We start from the raw sequence: 17,282 nt of genomic DNA on the forward strand, positions 1-17,282 counted from the left end.
GGCGGGCGCGGGATCGCCCGGCCCGAGGCCGACTGGCCTACCGCGCCCGAACCCGCCCGCGCAGGTACGGCGTGACCAGCGCCCGGCGCGGCGGCGCCACCTTCGGCAGCGCGTACGGCGTCGTGCCGTACCAGACGCCCGCCAGGGCGAAGCCGAACCCGAGGCAGGCGACGCCGCCCACCGCGTCCAGCCAGAAGTGGTTGGCCGTCGCGACGATCACCACCAGCGTGCCCGTCGGGTACAGCAGGCCCAGCACGCGGACCCAGGGGACCGAGGCCAGGGCGAAGATCGTCAGCCCGCACCACAGGGACCAGCCGATGTGCATGGACGGCATCGCGGCGTACTGGTTCGACATGTTCTTCAGGTCGCCGGACGCCATCGAGCCCCACGTCTGGTGGACCATGACCGTGTCGACGAAGTGGCCGCCGTTCATCAGCCGGGGCGGCGCCAGCGGATACAGGTAGTAACCGACCAGGGCCACGCCCGTGGTGGAGAACAGCACCAGCCGGGTCGCCGCGTAGCGGCCGGGATGCGCGCGGTACAGCCACACCAGGACGCCCAGCGTCACCACGAAGTGCAGCGTCGCGTAGTAGTAGTTCATGCCGACGATCAACCAAGTCACCGAGTTCGCGGCGTGGTTGACGGACTGCTCGAAGGCGAGGCCGAGTTGCTGCTCCAGCCGCCAGATCCAGTCGGCGTTGCGCAGGGCCTCGCCGCGCTGCTCCGGGACGGCGTTGCGGATGAGCGAGTACGTCCAGTAACTCACCGCGATCAGCAGGATCTCGAACCAGAGCCGGGGCCGCCGCGGGGTCCGCAGCCGGCGCAGGAAGTCCTGGTCCGCGTCGTCCGCGACGGGGTGCGGAACGGCCGCTTCGCGGCCTTCCGTAGTCGTCACGGTCGTCTCACCCATGGGCACAGAGTCTGCCAGACAATCCTTTCCCGACCGATCATCCTCCGGTCCGGACCCGGACGCACGTTCTCCACCGGAATGAGGTCCGGCGACCCCTCCCGGGGAAGGAACCGCGACCCCCGTCCTCAGCCCTGAGGACGATTCCGGTCACCAGGGGCCGAAGCGGTCGAACCGCGCACCACCAGCTCCGGCATGAACACGAACTCGCTGTGCGGCGCGGGCGTCCCGCCGATCTCCTCCAGCAGCGTGCGCACCGCGGCCTGTCCCATCGCCGGGACCGGCTTGCGGACCGTCGTCAGGGGCGGGTCGGTGAACGCGATCAGCGGGGAGTCGTCGAAGCCGACCACGGAGATGTCCTTCGGGACCTCCAGGCCGTGCTGCCGGGCCGCCCTTATCGCGCCGAGCGCCATCATGTCGCTCGCGCAGACCACCGCCGTGCAGTTCCGCTCGATCAGCGCCGTCGCCGCCGCCTGGCCGCCCTCCAGCGTGTACAGCGAGTGCTGGACGAACTCGGTCTCCACGGTCTGGGCGCTCAGCCCGAGCTGCTCCTGCACCGTGCGCACGAAGCCCTCGATCTTGCGCTGCACCGGCACGAACCGCTTGGGCCCCAGGGCCAGTCCGATGCGCGTGTGGCCGAGGGAGGCGAGGTGCGTGACCGCCAGCGCCATCGCGGCGCGGTCGTCGGGGGAGATGAACGGCGCCTGCACCTTCGGCGAGAAGCCGTCCACGAGCACGAACGGCACGCCCTGGGCGCGCAGTCGCTCGTAGCGCTGCATGTCGGCCGTAGTGTCCGCGTGCAGTCCGGAGACGTAGATGATCCCGGCGACGCCGCGGTCCACGAGCATCTCCGTCAGCTCGTCCTCCGTCGACCCGCCCGGGGTCTGGGTGGCGAGCACCGGGGTGTAGCCCTGCCTGGTCAGCGCCTGCCCTATGACCTGGGCCAGGGCCGGGAATATGGGGTTCTCCAGCTCCGGGGTTATCAGGCCCACCAGGCCCTCGCTGCGCTGCCGCAGCCGCACCGGGCGCTCGTAGCCGAGGACGTCGAGAGCGGCGAGCACGGACTGGCGGGTGGTGGCGGCGACGCCCGGCTTGCCGTTGAGGACGCGGCTGACGGTCGCCTCGCTCACCCCCGCCTGAGCAGCGATATCGGCAAGGCGTGTGGTCACAGCACCGGACTGTAGCGGGCGTATGTCGCCTTGCACACCGATCGGACGCCTGGTGCGCGCCGTTGCGCGGCGCGTGGGGGGCTGCTGCGTCATCGCGATCCCTCAAGTAGTGGTCGGCGTCCGGTCCGCAACGGATGATTCACCCGGCGGTAACGGATGGCAAGTGCTTGCAGAGTCTTGCACAACCCCCGGCCGGGCCGCTGTACGGCCGGTATACAGGGTCGCACGACGGTGGCGGAGAGGTCACGACGGCATAACTCTCGGCAGGCCTTGCACTTTTTTTCTGCAAGGTCTTTCGCGACGCTTACATCGCTGTTACGTTCACGTCGCCCGGCGCGGCGGCAACGACGCAGTCGGCAAGTCGAGCAGGTGCGGCAGACGGGGCCCCCTGCACCACACGGGCTTTCACCCTCAAGGAGAACTCATGCGGCGTGGCATAGCGGCCACCGCGCTGGTGGCGTCCCTCGCCCTCGCGGCGACGGCCTGCGGCGGCGACAGCGACAGCGGCGACAAGGCCGACGGCCCGGTCACCCTCACCTGGTGGGACACCTCCAACGCCACCAACGAGGCGCCGACGTACCAGGCCTTGGTCAAGGAATTCGAGGCCGCCAACAAGGACATCAAGGTCAAGTACGTCAACGTGCCGTTCGACCAGGCGCAGAACAAGTTCGACACGGCCGCCGGCTCCAAGGGCGCCCCGGACATCCTGCGTTCCGAGGTCGGCTGGACCCCGGCCTTCGCCAAGAAGGGCTACTTCCTGCCGCTGGACGGCACCGAGGCCCTCAAGGACCAGGCCAAGTTCCAGCCCAGCCTGATCAAGCAGGCGCAGTACGAGGGCAAGACGTACGGCGTGCCGTTCGTCACCGACACCCTCGCGCTCGTCTACAACAAGGAGATCTTCGAGAAGGCCGGCGTCGAGGCCCCCAAGACCTGGGACGACCTGAAGAAGGCCGCCGCCACGATCAAGGACAAGACGGGCGTCGACGGCTACTGGGGCTCCACCCAGGCCTACTACGCGCAGTCGTTCCTCTACGGCGAGGGCGCCGACACCGTCGACGTCGACGCCAAGAAGATCACCGTCGCCTCCCCCGAGGCCAAGAAGGCCTACGGCACCTGGCTGAGCCTGTTCGACGGCAAGGGCCTGCACAAGGCCGACACCACCGCCGACGCCTACGCGCACATCCAGGACGCGTTCGTCAACGGCAAGGTCGCCGCGATCATCCAGGGCCCGTGGGAGATCACCAACTTCTACAAGGGCTCCGCCTTCAAGGACAAGAAGAACCTGGGCATCGCCCCCGTCCCGGGCGGCTCCAGCGGCAAGGCGGGCGCCCCGACCGGCGGCCACAACCTGTCGGTCTACGCCGGCTCCGACGAGGCCAAGCAGAAGGCCGCGCTGAAGTTCGTGAACTTCATGACCTCCGCGAAGTCGCAGGAGACCATCGCGCTGAAGAACTCCACGCTGCCCACGCGCGAGGACGCCTACAGCGTCAAGGTCGTCTCCGACCCGGGCATCGCCGGCTACCAGGGCGTGCTGTCCGCCGCCCAGCCGCGCCCGGCGCTGCCGGAGTACAGCTCCCTGTGGGGCCCGCTCGACGAGGAGCTGCCGAAGATCGCGGGCGGCAAGGTGTCCCTCGACAAGGGCCTGAGCAACGCCGAGCTCGCCATGGCCAAGCTGGTGCCGGACTTCAGCAAGTGACCCGGCCGGCCGCCGGACCAGCCCCTCGCGGGCGGTCCGGCGGCCGTCGGCCTGCCCGGCCACCCCTTCCGTAGAACTTTCCAGAAGGTGTCGAACATGACAGTCGCCATCGACCGCGCGACAGGCAAGCGCAGCGGTGACCGCGCGCCGCGGCCCGGGCTGGGCCGACGCTTCAAGCACAGCTACCGCAAGTACTGGTACGCCTACGCCATGGTCGCGCCGGTGGCCGTCGTGCTCGGCGTCCTGGTGCTGTATCCGCTGGGCTACGGCCTCTATCTGACGCTCACCGACGCCAACAGCCTCAACACGGCCCGCACCATCGGCGTCAACGAGATCGAGGCCACGTACAAGTTCATCGGCCTCGACAACTACGCCGACATCCTGTGGGGCCCCACGGCCTACGACCGGTTCTGGTCGCACTTCATCTGGACGATCGTGTGGACCGCGCTGTGCGTCGGACTGCACTACACCATCGGCCTCGGCCTCGCCCTGCTGCTCAACCAGAAGCTGCGCGGCCGGACCCTGTACCGGCTGATCCTGGTCCTGCCGTGGGCCGTGCCCACCTTCGTCACCGTGTTCGGCTGGCGCTTCATGCTCGCCGACGCCGGCATCGTCAACTCCTTCCTGGAGACGCTGCACCTGCCGACGCCGCTGTGGCTGGAGGACACCTTCTGGCAGCGGTTCGCCGCGATCATGGTCAACACCTGGTGCGGTGTGCCGTTCATGATGGTCTCGCTGCTCGGCGGCCTGCAGTCCATCGACTCCACGCTGTACGAGGCGGCCGAGATGGACGGCGCCACGGCCTGGCAGCGGTTCCGCTACGTCACCCTGCCGGGGCTGAGGTCCGTCAGCTCCACCGTCGTCCTGCTCGGCATCATCTGGACGTTCAACCAGTTCGCCGTGATCTTCCTGCTGTTCGGCAACACCGCCCCGGACGCCCAGATCCTCGTGACGTGGGCCTACTACCTGGGCTTCGGGCAGCAGCCGCGCGACTTCGCGCAGTCCGCCGCCTACGGCATCCTGCTGCTGGGCATCCTGATCGTCTTCACCTCCTTCTACCGCCGCTGGCTGAACCGCAATGACCAGCAGCTCGCGATCTGAGGCAGGAGTCCCCATGAGTACGACCACAGTCGAGACCCCCGCCCCGGCCGGCGACAAGGCTTCCGTGGCCCCCAAGCAGGGCAGGGTCCGCCGCCGCGGCGAGAACAGCCTCGGCGCGTCCCTCGCCTCCCACGGCATCCTGATCGCCGCGAGCCTCGTCGCGCTGTTCCCGATCGCCTGGCTGGTGTTCCTCTCCCTCGGCCCCGACAAGGACGACTACCTGCACCCCGGTGACATCTGGGGCAAGATGACGTTCGACAACTACGCGTTCGTCCTGCAGAACACGAACTTCTTCGACTGGCTGAAGAGCACGCTCGTCGTCTCGCTCGGCACCACGCTGATCGGCGTCATCATCGCCGCCACCACCGGCTACGCGGTGTCCCGCATGCGGTTCCCCGGGTACAAGAAGTTCATGTGGGTCCTGCTCGTCACCCAGATGTTCCCGGTCGCCGTCCTGATGGTGCCGATGTACCAGATCCTGTCGGAACTCCAGCTCATCGACACCTACTTCGGCCTGATCCTCGTCTACTGCTCGACCGCGGTGCCGTACTGCGCCTGGCTGCTCAAGGGCTACTTCGACACCATCCCGTTCGAGATCGACGAGGCGGGCCGGGTCGACGGACTGACGCCGTTCGGCACGTTCCTGCGGCTGATCCTGCCGCTCGCCAAGCCGGGCCTGGCCGTCGCCGGCTTCTACAGCTTCATCACCGCGTTCGGCGAGGTCGCCTTCGCGTCGACGTTCCTGCTGGACGACACGAAGTACACCTTCGCCGTCGGCCTCCAGAGCTTCGTCAGCGAACACGACGCGCAGCGCAACCTGATGGCGGCCACCGCCGTGCTGATCGCGATACCGGTCTCCGCCTTCTTCTACCTCGTGCAGAAGAACCTGGTGACCGGCCTGACCGCCGGCGGCACGAAGGGCTGACGCCCGTGACCGGACTCCCGCGCGCCTGACCGCGCGGGTGGCGGCCGCGGTGCCCATCCGACCCCGCTGCACCGCGGCCGCCTCGTCGTCACCCGCAGCAGAGACCCACACACCCGATGACCCCGTTACGTTTCAAGGACGCCATGAGCCAGCAGCACTCCGCCGCCCCGGCCGCCACCTCGACCTCCACCTCGGCCACCGCCACCGCCACCGTCTCCCGGCACCGCGACTGGTGGCGGGACGCGGTGATCTACCAGGTCTATCCGCGCAGCTTCGCCGACAGCAACGGCGACGGCATGGGCGACCTCGAAGGCGTACGCTCCCGCCTGCCCTACCTGCGCGACCTCGGCGTGGACGCCGTGTGGCTCAGCCCCTTCTACGCCTCGCCGCAGGCCGACGCCGGCTACGACGTCGCCGACTACCGGGCCGTCGACCCCATGTTCGGCACGCTGCTCGACGCCGACGCGCTGATCCGCGACGCGCACGGGCTGGGCCTGCGCATCATCGTGGACCTGGTGCCCAACCACTCCTCGGACCAGCACGAGTGGTTCAAGCGCGCCCTCGCGGAGGGCCCCGGCTCCCCGCTGCGCGACCGCTACCACTTCCGCCCCGGCAAGGGCGCGAACGGCGAACTGCCGCCCAACGACTGGGAGTCCATCTTCGGCGGCCCCGCCTGGACCCGGGTCACCGAACCGGACGGCACGCCCGGCGAGTGGTACCTGCACCTCTTCGCCCCCGAGCAGCCCGACTTCAACTGGGAACACCCGGCGGTCGGCGACGAGTTCCGCTCCATCCTGCGCTTCTGGCTGGACATGGGCGTCGACGGCTTCCGCATCGACGTGGCCCACGGCATGGTCAAGGCGGAGGGCCTGCCCGACCTCGGCTCCCACGAACAGCTCAAGCTGCTGGGCAACGATGTCATGCCGTTCTTCGACCAGGACGGCGTCCACGACATCTACCGGCAGTGGCGGCTCATCCTCGACGAGTACTCCGGCGACCGCATCTTCGTGGCGGAGGCCTGGACGCCGACCGTCGAGCGCACCGCCAACTACGTGCGCCCCGACGAGCTGCACCAGGCCTTCAACTTCCAGTACCTGGGCACCCATTGGGACGCCGAGGAGCTGCGCGAGGTCATCGACCGCACCCTGGAGTCGATGCGCCCGGTCGGCGCCCCCGCCACCTGGGTGCTCTCCAACCACGACGTGACCCGGCACGCCACCCGCTTCGCCAACCCGCCCGGCCTCGGCACCCAGATCCGCCTCGCCGGCGACCGCGAGCTGGGCCTGCGCCGCGCCCGCGCCGCCACGCTCCTGATGCTGGCGCTGCCGGGCTCGGCGTACGTCTACCAGGGCGAGGAGCTCGGCCTGCCGGACGTCGTCGACCTGCCCGACGAGGTGCGCCAGGACCCGGCGTACTTCCGCGGCGCCGGCCAGGACGGCTTCCGCGACGGCTGCCGGGTGCCGATCCCGTGGACGCGCACGGGATCGTCGTACGGCTTCGGCGACGGCGGCAGCTGGCTGCCGCAGCCCGAGGGCTGGGGCGAGCTGAGCGTGGAGGCGCAGACGGGCGAGCCCGGCTCGACGCTGGAGCTGTACCGGGCCGCGCTCGCGGTGCGCCGGGAGCAGGCCGACCTGGGCGCGGGCGACGCGGTGGAGTGGCTGCGGGCGCCCGAGGGCGTCCTGGCCTTCCGGCGCGGGGACTTCGTGTGCGTCGCGAACACCACGGGGGAGTCGGTGACGACGCCGACGTACGGCCGTGTGCTGCTCGCCAGCGGTGACGTGGCCGAGGTGGACGGCGAGGCGAAGGTGCCGGCCGACACGACGGTGTGGTTCACCCGGGCCTGAGAACCCGCGCCCACGGACCCTCGCAAGTTTTTTCATTGAATTCCACACGGCCCGCTGCCTTTTCAGGCAGCGGGCCTTTAACATCTGCGTCACCGCAAGGTTGCTGGAAAGTTTCAGCAAGAACCGTCAGCGGTACCACCGGCCTTCCCCAGGGCCGTCCCCGCAGCCTTCGACGAAGAAGGAACCCCACATGGCACGCAGAAACCGCACGGTACGCGAAACCCTCGCCGGAGCACTCGCGCTCACGGCGTCCGCATTTGTCATGGCCCCGACGGCTGCCGAGGCCTCCCCGCCCGGCACCAAGGACGTCACGGCCGTCCTGTTCGAGTGGAACTTCGCCTCGGTCGCCAGGGAGTGCACGAGCACCCTCGGCCCGGCCGGCTACGGATACGTCCAGGTCTCCCCGCCCGCCGAGCACATCCAGGGCTCGCAGTGGTGGACGTCGTACCAGCCGGTGAGCTACCGGATAGCCGGCCGTCTGGGCGACCGGGCGGCCTTCCAGAACATGGTCAACACCTGCCACGCGGCCGGCGTGAAGGTCGTCGTCGACACGGTCATCAACCACATGTCGGCGGGCAGCGGCACCGGCACGGGCGGCTCGTCGTACAGCAAGTACACCTACCCGGGCCTGTACAGCTCCTACGACTTCGACAACTGCACCTCGCAGATCACCAACTACCAGGACCGCTGGAACGTCCAGAACTGCGAACTGGTGGGCCTCGCGGACCTGGACACGGGCGAGGAGTACGTCCGCTCGGCGCTCGCGAAGTACATGAACGACCTGCTCTCGCTCGGCGTGGACGGCTTCCGCATCGACGCGGCGAAGCACATGCCCGCGGCGGACCTGGCGAACATCAAGTCCCGGCTGACCAACCCGTCGGCCTACTGGAAGCAGGAGGTCATCCACGGCGCGGGCGAGGCCGTGCAGCCGTCGGAGTACACCGGCACCGGTGACGTGCAGGAGTTCCGCTACGCGTACGACCTCAAGCGGGTCTTCAACAACGAGAACCTCGCGTATCTGAAGAACTACGGCGAGGGCTGGGGCTACTTGAGCAGCTCCAGCGCGGGCGTCTTCGTCGACAACCACGACACCGAGCGCAACGGGTCGACGCTCAGCTACAAGGACAACGCGAACTACACGCTGGCGAACGTCTTCATGCTGGCCTGGCCGTACGGGGCGCCGGACATCAACTCCGGGTACGAGTTCACGGACCACGACGCGGGGCCGCCCAACGGCGGGCGTGTGGACGCGTGCTGGCAGAACGGCTGGAAGTGCCAGCACAACTGGCGCGAGATCAGGTCGATGGTCGGCTTCCGCAACGCGACGCGGGGGCAGTCGGTGACGAACTGGTGGGACAACGGGGGCGACGCGATCGCCTTCGGCCGGGGCACGAAGGGCTACGTGGCGATCAACCACGAGTCGTGGACCCTGAGCCGGACGTACCAGACGTCACTGCCGGCGGGGACGTACTGCAACGTGCAGAACAACACGCAGGTGACGGTGAACGGTTCGGGCCAGCTGACCGCGACGCTGGCGCCGAACACGGCGCTGGCGATCCACGCGGGCAAGTCGACGTGCTGAACCGCTGACAGCGGCGAACGCCCCGGCACGGCTGCCACACCCCACGGGCAGCCGTGCCGCAGGGCGGCACGGCGTTCACCGAACCCCGCACGTAACGATCCGCATGCAACCTCTTGCCGCCCCTTTCATGCCTCTTGCTGCAACCCTTGCGTCGGCGATACCGTCCCCCGGGCGCCCGGCGATGGAGACGGACATCGGCCATCCCGAGGCGCAGGGGTCGGACCCGAATGAGCCGCAGTCGCAAGGAGTTCACGCCTGTGATACCGAGATGGCCGGCGCCGCCCAAGCGCCGCACCCCGCAGAGCAGACGGCTCGCGGCCGTCACCGCCACCGCACTCGCCGCGGCCCTCACCGCCGCGGTCGTCCAGCCCCTGGCCGCGCAGGCGGACACCCCGCCCGCCCCGCCGTCCGACGCGAAGCTCGCCGCACAGCCGGCCCGCCACGACGCCACCCGCGAGCAGTTCTACTTCGTCCTGCCGGACCGTTTCGCCAACGGCGACACCGGCAACGACAAGGGCGGTCTGACCGGTTCGCGTCTCGCCACCGGCCACGACCCCACCGACAAGGGCTTCTACCAGGGCGGCGACCTCAAGGGCCTCACCAAGAAGCTCGACTACATCAAGGGCCTCGGCACCACCGCCATCTGGATGGCCCCCATCTTCAAGAACCAGCCCGTGCAGGGGGAGGGCGACAGCGCCTCCGCCGGCTACCACGGCTACTGGATCACCGACTTCACCCAGGTCGACCCGCACTTCGGCTCCAACGCCGACCTGGAGACCCTCATCGACAAGGCCCACGCCAAGGGCATGAAGGTCTACTTCGACGTCATCACCAACCACACCGCCGACGTCGTCGACTACGAGGAGAAGTCCTACGGCTACCTGTCCAAGGGCGCCTTCCCGTACCTGACCGAGGACGGCGAGCCCTTCGACGACGCGGACTACGCCAAGGGCGACAAGGGCTTCCCCCGCGTCGGCCGCGACAGCTTCCCCCGCACCCCGGCCGTCCCCACCGCCAAGAAGAACGTCAAGGTCCCGTCGTGGCTCAACGACCCGGCGATGTACCACAACCGCGGTGACTCGACGTACGCCGGCGAGTCCACCGAGTACGGCGACTTCTCCGGCCTGGACGACCTGTGGACCGAGCGTCCCGAGGTCGTCGACGGCATGGCGAAGATCTACCAGCGCTGGGTCAGGGACTTCGGCATCGACGGCTTCCGCATCGACACGGTCAAGCACGTCAACATGGAGTTCTGGACCCAGTGGGCCACGGCCCTCGACGCCTACGCCGCCAAGCAGGGCCGGGACGACTTCTTCATGTTCGGCGAGGTGTACTCCGCCGACACGGACATCACGTCCCCGTACGTCACCCGGGGCCGCCTGGACGCCACGCTCGACTTCCCGTTCCAGGAGGCGGCCCGCCAGTACGCCTCGCAGGGCGGCAGCGCGCGGAAGCTCAGGTCGGTCTTCGCGGACGACTACAAGTACACGACCGACAAGGCGAACGCGTACGAGCAGGTCACCTTCCTCGGCAACCACGACATGGGCCGCATCGGGTACTTCCTGAACCAGGACAACCCGAAGGCGACCGACGCCGAACTCCTCGAGCGGGCCCGGCTCGCCAACGAGCTGATGTTCCTCAGCCGCGGCAACCCGGTCGTCTACTACGGCGACGAGCAGGGCTTCACCGGCGCCGGCGGCGACAAGGACGCCCGCCAGCCGTTGTTCGCGTCCCGTACCGCCGACTACCTGGACGACGACCAGATCGGCACGGACCGCACGCACGCCGACGCCGCCTACGACACGAGCGCCCCGCTCTACCGGCAGATCAGCGCCCTCGCCGCACTCCGCAAGGCCCACCCGGCCCTCACGGACGGCGTGCAGACCGAGCGCCACGCGGCGGACGGGGCCGGCGTCTACGCCTTCTCCCGCACCGACGCCAAGACCCGTACCGAGTACGTCGTCGCGTTCAACAACGCCACCGACGCCAAGTCCGCCACGTTCGCGACCGGTTCGCCGAACACGTCCTTCCAGGGCATCCACGGCACGGACGACACCGTGAAGTCCGACGGGGACAAGAAGGTCACCGTCACGGTCCCGGCCCGGTCCGCCATCGTCCTCAAGGCGGCCCGCCCGCAGCCCGAGCCCGCCACCGGACCGGCGATCACCCTCCAGGCCCCGGCCGCCGGTGCCACCGGCACGGTGGACGTCACCGCGGACACCGCCGACGGCAACCGCGTCGTCTTCGCCGCGCAGACCGGCAACGCCGCCTGGCGGATCCTCGGCTCCGCCGACCACGCCCCGTACAAGGTCACCCACACCGTCCCCGCGGACGTGGCCCCCGGTACCGCCCTGCGGTACAAGGCGGTCGTGATCGACCCGGCCGGGCGCACCAAGAGCGCCACCGCCCAGAGCACCACCGGCACGCCGCCCGTCGAGGCGCCGCCCACCGCGTCGTCCCGCGACTACGCGATCGTCCACTACAAGCGCGACGACGGGAACTACGCCGACTGGGGCCTGTACGCCTGGGGCGACCTCGCCGAGGGCGAGGCCACCGAATGGCCCGAGAGCCACCCGTTCACCGGTCGCGACGCGTACGGCGCCTTCGCCTACGTGAAGCTGAAGCCGGGTGCGTCGAACGTCGGCTTCCTCGTCATCGACAAGGACGGCGACAAGGACGTCCCGGCCGACCGGACCATCGACGTCACCAAGACCGGCGAGATCTGGATCGAGCAGGGCAAGGACACCGTCCGCACCGAGCGGCCCGCGGCCGACTACCCGGAGCAGGACAAGTCCAAGGCGGTCCTGCACTACCACCGCGCCGACGGCGACTACGACGGCTGGGGCCTGCACACCTGGACCGGTGCCGCGAACCCCACCGAGTGGTCGAACCCGCTGAAGCCGGTGAAGACTGACGCGTATGGCGCTGTCTTCGAGGTACCGCTCACCGAGGGTGCCACCAGCCTCAGCTACATCATCCACAAGGGCGACGAGAAGGACCTGCCCTCCGACCAGTCCCTGGACCTCACCGCGAACGGCCACGAGGTGTGGCTGTTGAGCGGCCAGGAGAAGTACCTGCTGCCGCAGCCCGCGGGCTCCGCGGCGGCCGTCGACCTGACCACCTCCAAGGCGGTCTGGATCGACCGCGACACCGTCGCGTGGAACGGCTCCGACGCCGCCGCCTCCACCCAGCTCCGCTACTCCCGCAGCGGCTCCATCAAGGCCGCGGACGGCGTGCTGAGCGGCTCCGACGAGCGGTGGCTGCGGCTGAACAAGTCGTCGCTGACCGACGCCCAGAAGGCGAAGTTCCCGCACCTGAAGGAGTACACCGCCTACTCCGTCGACCCGCGTGACCGCGACCGCGTGCGCGAGGCGCTGCGCGGCCAGGTCGTCGCCTCCCAGCAGGCGGTGAACGGCGCGGTGCTCGCCGCGACCGGCGTGCAGATCGCCGGCGTCCTGGACGACCTGTACGCCGCGCAGGACGCGGACCTCGGCCCGGTCTTCCGCGACGGCCGTCCCACCCTGTCGGTGTGGGCGCCCACCGCGCAGTCGGTGCGGCTGGAGATCGACGGCTCCACGGTCGCCATGAAGCGGGACTCCGCCACCGGCGTCTGGTCCGTCACGGGCCCGTCGTCCTGGAAGAACAAGCCGTACCGGTACGTCGTGAAGGTGTGGGCGCCCAGCGTCCGCGAGGTCGTCACCAACAAGGTCACCGATCCGTACTCGGTCGCCCTCACCGCGGACTCCGAGCGCAGCCTCGTCGTCGACCTGCGCGACCGGTCGCTCGCCCCGAAGGGCTGGTCGACGCTGAGCAAGCCGAAGGCCGTGCCGCTGAAGGACGCGCAGATCCAGGAGCTGCACGTCCGCGACTTCTCCGTCGCGGACCGGACGGCGAGCCACCGGGGCGGCTACCTCGCCTTCACCGACAAGGACAGCGCCGGCGGCAAGCACCTGCGGTCGCTCGCGGACGCGGGCACCTCGTACGTGCACCTGCTGCCCGCGTTCGACATCGCCACCATCCCCGAGAAGAAGTCCGACCAGGCGACCGTCGACTGCGACCTCGCCTCCTACCCGGCCGACTCGGCCGAGCAGCAGAAGTGCGTGGCGAAGGCCGCCGCGAAGGACGCCTACAACTGGGGCTACGACCCGTTCCACTACACGGTCCCCGAGGGCTCCTACGCCACCGACCCGGACGGCACCGCCCGCACGGTCGAGTTCCGCGAGATGGTGAAGGCGCTCAACGAGGACGGCCTGCGCGTCGTCATGGACGTCGTCTACAACCACACCGCCGCGAGCGGCCAGGCGAAAACGAGCGTCCTCGACAAGGTCGTGCCCGGCTACTACCAGCGGCTCCTCGCCGACGGGTCGGTGGCGAACAGCACCTGCTGCGCCAACACCGCCACCGAGAACACCATGATGGGCAAGCTCGTCGTGGACTCGATCGTCACCTGGGCCAAGGAGTACAAGGTCGACGGCTTCCGCTTCGACCTGATGGGCCACCACCCGAAGGCGAACATCCTCGCCGTGCGCAAGGCCCTCGACGCGCTCACGCCCGAGAAGGACGGCGTCGACGGCAAGAAGATCATCCTGTACGGCGAGGGCTGGAACTTCGGCGAGATCGCCGACGACGCCCGCTTCGAGCAGGCCACCCAGAAGAACATGGCCGGCACGGGCGTCGCGACGTTCTCCGACCGGGCCCGTGACGCGGTGCGCGGCGGCGGCCCGTTCGACGAGGACCCCGGCGTCCAGGGCTTCGCGTCCGGCCTCTACACCGACCCCAACCCGGCGGCGGACAACGGCACGGAGGCCGAGCAGAAGGCCCGCCTGCTGCACTACCAGGACCTGATCAAGGTCGGCCTGTCCGGCAACCTGGCGAAGTACCGCTTCACCGACACCGACGGCAAGGAGGTCACCGGCGCGGAGGTCGACTACAACGGCTCCCCGGCCGGGTACGCGGACGCGCCCGGCGACGCCCTCGCGTACGCCGACGCGCACGACAACGAGACGCTGTTCGACGCCCTCGCCTTCAAGCTGCCGAAGGACACCCCGGCCGCCGACCGGGCCCGGATGCAGGTGCTGGCGATGGCCACGGCCGCGCTGTCGCAGGGCCCGGCCCTGTCGCAGGCGGGCACCGACCTGCTGCGCTCGAAGTCCCTGGACCGCAACTCCTACGACAGCGGCGACTGGTTCAACGCCATCCACTGGAACTGCGCGGACGGCAACGGCTTCGGCCGCGGTCTGCCGCCGGCCGCCGACAACGAGGCCAAGTGGCCCTACGCCGTGCCGCTGCTGAAGTCGGTGCGGGTGGGCTGCGAGGAGATCGACGGCACCTCGGCCGCGTACCGGGACCTGCTGAGGATCCGCACGACGGAGCCGGCGTTCTCCCTCGACACCGCCGAGCAGGTGCAGGCGAAGCTGTCCTTCCCGCTGTCCGGCACGGACGAGACGCCCGGCGTGATCACCATGCGCCTCGGTGACCTGGTCGTCGTGTTCAACGCGACGCCCGAGGCGCGCGAGCAGCGCGTCGAGTCGCTCGCCGGCACGTCCCACCGGCTGCACCCGGTGCAGGCGTCGGGCGCCGACCCGGTGGTGAGGAAGGCGTCGTACGACGCGGACAGCGGCACGTTCACGGTGCCTGCCAGGACGGTGGCCGTCTTCACCCGGTGACGACGGCGAGCGGCTGAAACCGCTGTCCGGATCCGTAGGGCCCACGGGGCCACCCGCGGTTAGGGTGGCCCCGTTGCCGTAGAACAGGAGTGCCCATGCCGCAGATCACCGTCGACTACTCGGACCGGCTGGCGGACGACTTCGACCGTCCGGGCTTCGCGCGGGCCCTGCACGCCGCGACCGTCGAGATCGCGGCCGCCAAGCCGCCGGCCTGCAAGACGCAGTTCCGCAGGACCGAGGACACGACCGTCGGCCCGGACGCCGAGGGGCACGCCGTCGTGCACGTCGTGATCGGTCTGCTGGCGGGCCGCACAGACGAGACGAAGGCCCGTCTCACCGAGGAGGCCGTGGACCTGCTCAAGCGGTTCGTGAAGCCCGCGGCCGGACTCGCGCTGCACGTGTCGGCGGAGGTGCGGGATCTGGACCCGTCGTACCGGAGGTTCGAGTCCGAGAGCTGAGGGCGGCGTTCTCCGCCGCCGGGCGGCGCCGGTTCAGGACGCCAGGGCGATCAGGCGGGACGCCAGGCCGTTGAACGGGCCGTCGACCGGCTCGTCCTTCATGACGCGGCGCAGCAGGGCGTTCAGTTCGTCGTCGTAGGCGGCGCCGACGGCCGCGAGCGCGGCGAAGTCGTGCACGAGCTGGGTCTCCAGCTCGGCGCGCGGAATGCGCCGGCCGTCCAGCCAGATCAGCGCCGTCGACTCCACGAGCGAGATCCATGAGCGTATGACCAGTTCCAGTCGCGCGGGCGGCACGTCGACCCGCAGATGCGAAAGGATCTGGTCATACGCGGCCTGCCGTACGGAGTCGACGAGCGCGTTCGTGGTCGAGGAGCCGACCGCCGGCCCGCCGCGCATGAGAGCGGAGAAACCGGGCCCGTGCTCCTCCACGAAGTCGAAGAAGCGGCGCATCACCCGCAGCAGCCGGAGCCCCAGCGGGCCTTCCTCCGGTTCCACGAAGCGGGCCGCCAGATCGTCCGAGGCACGCTTCAACGCCGCCTCGTACAGGCTGAGTTTGCCGGGGAAGTAGTGGTAGACGAGCGGGCGCGAGATGCCCGCGGCCGACGCGATCTCGTCGATGGAGACGTCGTCGGGCGAGCGGCGGCTGAACAGTTCGAGGGCGACGCCGATCAACTGCTGCCGCCGCTCCTCGACTCCCATTCTGCGGCGAACCCCGGTAGTCATGCGGACACCTTACCGATCGAATCCGGCCTCGAACGGGTCCGTTCCGACGCGGATGTTCGCACGTGCTGTCACATGTCGAGCACGAGCCGCTCGCCGCGGGCGCGGGACACACAGATCAGCATCGAGTCGCCACGCTCCGCGTCCGTGAGCAGGTCGTCCCGGTGGTCGACCTCGCCCTCGATCACGCGCTGCTGGCAGGTCCCGCACCAGCCCTGCTCGCACGACGACGCGGTCTCCGGCAGTTCCTCGCGCACCGCCGCCAGCACCGTCGTGCCGGCCGGCACGGTCACCGTCCGCCCGGTGCGCCGCAGTTCGACCTCGAAGGCGCCGTCGCCGCCCGCCGTGCGCGGCGCGAACCGCTCCAGGTGCAGTTCCGAGCCCTCCGGCAGCCGCTCCTCGACCGCCGCCATCAGCCCGTCCGGGCCGCAGCAGTAGACGGCGGTGCCCTCGGGGACATCGGCGAACAGCGCGTCCAGGTCCGGCAGTCCGGCCTCGTCCTCGGGGACCACGGTGACCCGGCCGCCCCGCGCCGCGAGTTTCTCGATCTCCTCCAGGAACGGCATCGAGGCCCGCGTCCGCCCGCCGTACAGCAGGCGCCAGTCGGTGCCCTCCGGCAGGGCCCGCAGCATCGGCAGGATCGGGGTGATCCCGATGCCGCCGGCCACGAAGACGTAGGCGTCGGCGGCGACGAGCGGGAAGCGGTTGCGCGGCCCGCGCACCTCCAGTTCCATGCCCTCCCGCACCTGTTCGTGGACCTCGCGCGAGCCGCCGCGCCCGTCCTCGACGAGCCGGGCCGCGACGGTGTACGACGAGGTGTCCTCGGGGTCCCCGCACAGCGAGTACTGCCGCACGAGCCCCGACGGCAGCACCAGGTCGAGGTGCGCCCCCGGCTCCCAGGGCAGCAACTCGGTGCCTTCCAGGCGGAGTTGGACGACTCCGTCGGCGATCCGCTCGTGCGTGGTGACCAGCAGGCCGAGGTCCCGCGAGCGCGGCGGCGCGGACTCGGCGGGACGCGGGGCCGGGGTCCCGCCCCCGCGACGGAGCAGGGTTCGCGCGGCGAGCAGCGCGACTCCCGCGGCGAGGGCGACGGTGCGGGGCTTCGTCAACAGGCGGGTCTTGTTGGACATGGCGTCAATGTACTGACGAGTAAGTCCTGGGTGAACCCCTGCGCGGGCTCTTGTTTACATTTTTGTCAGCAAGGGGCCGGGGTC

11 protein-coding genes are annotated in these 17,282 nt (G+C 69.9%); 7 read left to right on the forward strand and 4 right to left on the reverse strand.

The genetic code is table 11. The features are described from left to right. Window positions 1-37 precede the first annotated feature (37 nt). Together ACZ7D7_RS11095 and ACZ7D7_RS11100 are read right to left on the reverse strand one after the other, a co-directional pair. Window positions 38-910, reverse strand: coding sequence for a phosphatase PAP2 family protein (locus ACZ7D7_RS11095; protein ID WP_470823743.1), 873 nt, complete (start codon window positions 908-910; stop codon window positions 38-40). A gap of 125 nt (window positions 911-1,035) precedes the next feature. Further along, complete coding sequence (locus ACZ7D7_RS11100) at window positions 1,036-2,076, reverse strand: LacI family DNA-binding transcriptional regulator (protein ID WP_470823744.1); 1,041 nt, start codon at window positions 2,074-2,076, stop codon at window positions 1,036-1,038. A gap of 424 nt (window positions 2,077-2,500) precedes the next feature. On the opposite strand from ACZ7D7_RS11100, the gene ACZ7D7_RS11105 reads away from it, so the two are divergent. From ACZ7D7_RS11105 to ACZ7D7_RS11135, 7 genes are all read left to right on the forward strand, one after another. After that, entirely contained in the window at window positions 2,501-3,772 is a 1,272-nt protein-coding gene (locus ACZ7D7_RS11105) for an extracellular solute-binding protein (RefSeq protein WP_470823745.1), read from the forward strand. A 96-nt stretch (window positions 3,773-3,868) separates the two neighbouring features. Further along, window positions 3,869-4,873, forward strand: coding sequence for a carbohydrate ABC transporter permease (locus ACZ7D7_RS11110; protein ID WP_470823746.1), 1,005 nt, complete (start codon window positions 3,869-3,871; stop codon window positions 4,871-4,873). Window positions 4,874-4,886: 13 nt separating this feature from the next. Continuing rightward, on the forward strand, window positions 4,887-5,798 hold the full coding sequence (locus ACZ7D7_RS11115; protein ID WP_470823747.1) for a sugar ABC transporter permease: 912 nt from the start codon (window positions 4,887-4,889) through the stop codon (window positions 5,796-5,798). Between the two features lie 143 nt (window positions 5,799-5,941). Then, window positions 5,942-7,642: a glycoside hydrolase family 13 protein gene (locus tag ACZ7D7_RS11120; RefSeq protein WP_470823748.1), complete on the forward strand. Its 1,701-nt coding sequence runs from the start codon at window positions 5,942-5,944 to the stop codon at window positions 7,640-7,642. Between the two features lie 190 nt (window positions 7,643-7,832). After that, window positions 7,833-9,224 (forward strand): alpha-amylase, encoded by a 1,392-nt coding sequence (locus tag ACZ7D7_RS11125; protein ID WP_470823749.1) that lies wholly within the window; start codon window positions 7,833-7,835, stop codon window positions 9,222-9,224. 257 nt (window positions 9,225-9,481) lie between these two features. Continuing rightward, the gene (gene pulA, locus ACZ7D7_RS11130; RefSeq protein ID WP_470823750.1) at window positions 9,482-14,890 is read left to right on the forward strand and encodes a pullulanase-type alpha-1,6-glucosidase; all 5,409 of its coding nucleotides are present in this window, start codon (window positions 9,482-9,484) and stop codon (window positions 14,888-14,890) included. 95 nt (window positions 14,891-14,985) lie between these two features. Then, window positions 14,986-15,348, forward strand: coding sequence for a 5-carboxymethyl-2-hydroxymuconate Delta-isomerase (locus ACZ7D7_RS11135; protein ID WP_470823751.1), 363 nt, complete (start codon window positions 14,986-14,988; stop codon window positions 15,346-15,348). Between the two features lie 33 nt (window positions 15,349-15,381). Here ACZ7D7_RS11135 and ACZ7D7_RS11140 read toward each other — a convergent pair whose 3' ends face one another. After that, window positions 15,382-16,071 (reverse strand): TetR/AcrR family transcriptional regulator, encoded by a 690-nt coding sequence (locus ACZ7D7_RS11140; RefSeq protein WP_470823752.1) that lies wholly within the window; start codon window positions 16,069-16,071, stop codon window positions 15,382-15,384. Window positions 16,072-16,139: 68 nt separating this feature from the next. Beyond that, the gene (locus tag ACZ7D7_RS11145) at window positions 16,140-17,198 is read right to left on the reverse strand and encodes a PDR/VanB family oxidoreductase (protein WP_470823753.1); all 1,059 of its coding nucleotides are present in this window, start codon (window positions 17,196-17,198) and stop codon (window positions 16,140-16,142) included. Window positions 17,199-17,282: the final 84 nt, after the last annotated feature.

This window comes from Streptomyces sp. NPDC037054, from assembly GCF_055606745.1.

Excerpts from the sequence above, each read along its gene's own strand:
- ACZ7D7_RS11095 (WP_470823743.1), bottom strand. The coding sequence starts at position 910 with ATGGGTGAGACGACCGTGACGACTACGGAAGGCCGCGAAGCGGCCGTT.
- ACZ7D7_RS11105 (WP_470823745.1), top strand. The coding sequence starts at position 2,501 with ATGCGGCGTGGCATAGCGGCCACCGCGCTGGTGGCGTCCCTCGCCCTC.
- ACZ7D7_RS11110 (WP_470823746.1), top strand. The coding sequence starts at position 3,869 with ATGACAGTCGCCATCGACCGCGCGACAGGCAAGCGCAGCGGTGACCGC.
- ACZ7D7_RS11115 (WP_470823747.1), top strand. The coding sequence starts at position 4,887 with ATGAGTACGACCACAGTCGAGACCCCCGCCCCGGCCGGCGACAAGGCT.
- ACZ7D7_RS11120 (WP_470823748.1), top strand. The coding sequence starts at position 5,942 with ATGAGCCAGCAGCACTCCGCCGCCCCGGCCGCCACCTCGACCTCCACC.
- ACZ7D7_RS11125 (WP_470823749.1), top strand. The coding sequence starts at position 7,833 with ATGGCACGCAGAAACCGCACGGTACGCGAAACCCTCGCCGGAGCACTC.
- ACZ7D7_RS11135 (WP_470823751.1), top strand. The coding sequence starts at position 14,986 with ATGCCGCAGATCACCGTCGACTACTCGGACCGGCTGGCGGACGACTTC.
- ACZ7D7_RS11140 (WP_470823752.1), bottom strand. The coding sequence starts at position 16,071 with ATGACTACCGGGGTTCGCCGCAGAATGGGAGTCGAGGAGCGGCGGCAG.
- ACZ7D7_RS11145 (WP_470823753.1), bottom strand. The coding sequence starts at position 17,198 with ATGTCCAACAAGACCCGCCTGTTGACGAAGCCCCGCACCGTCGCCCTC.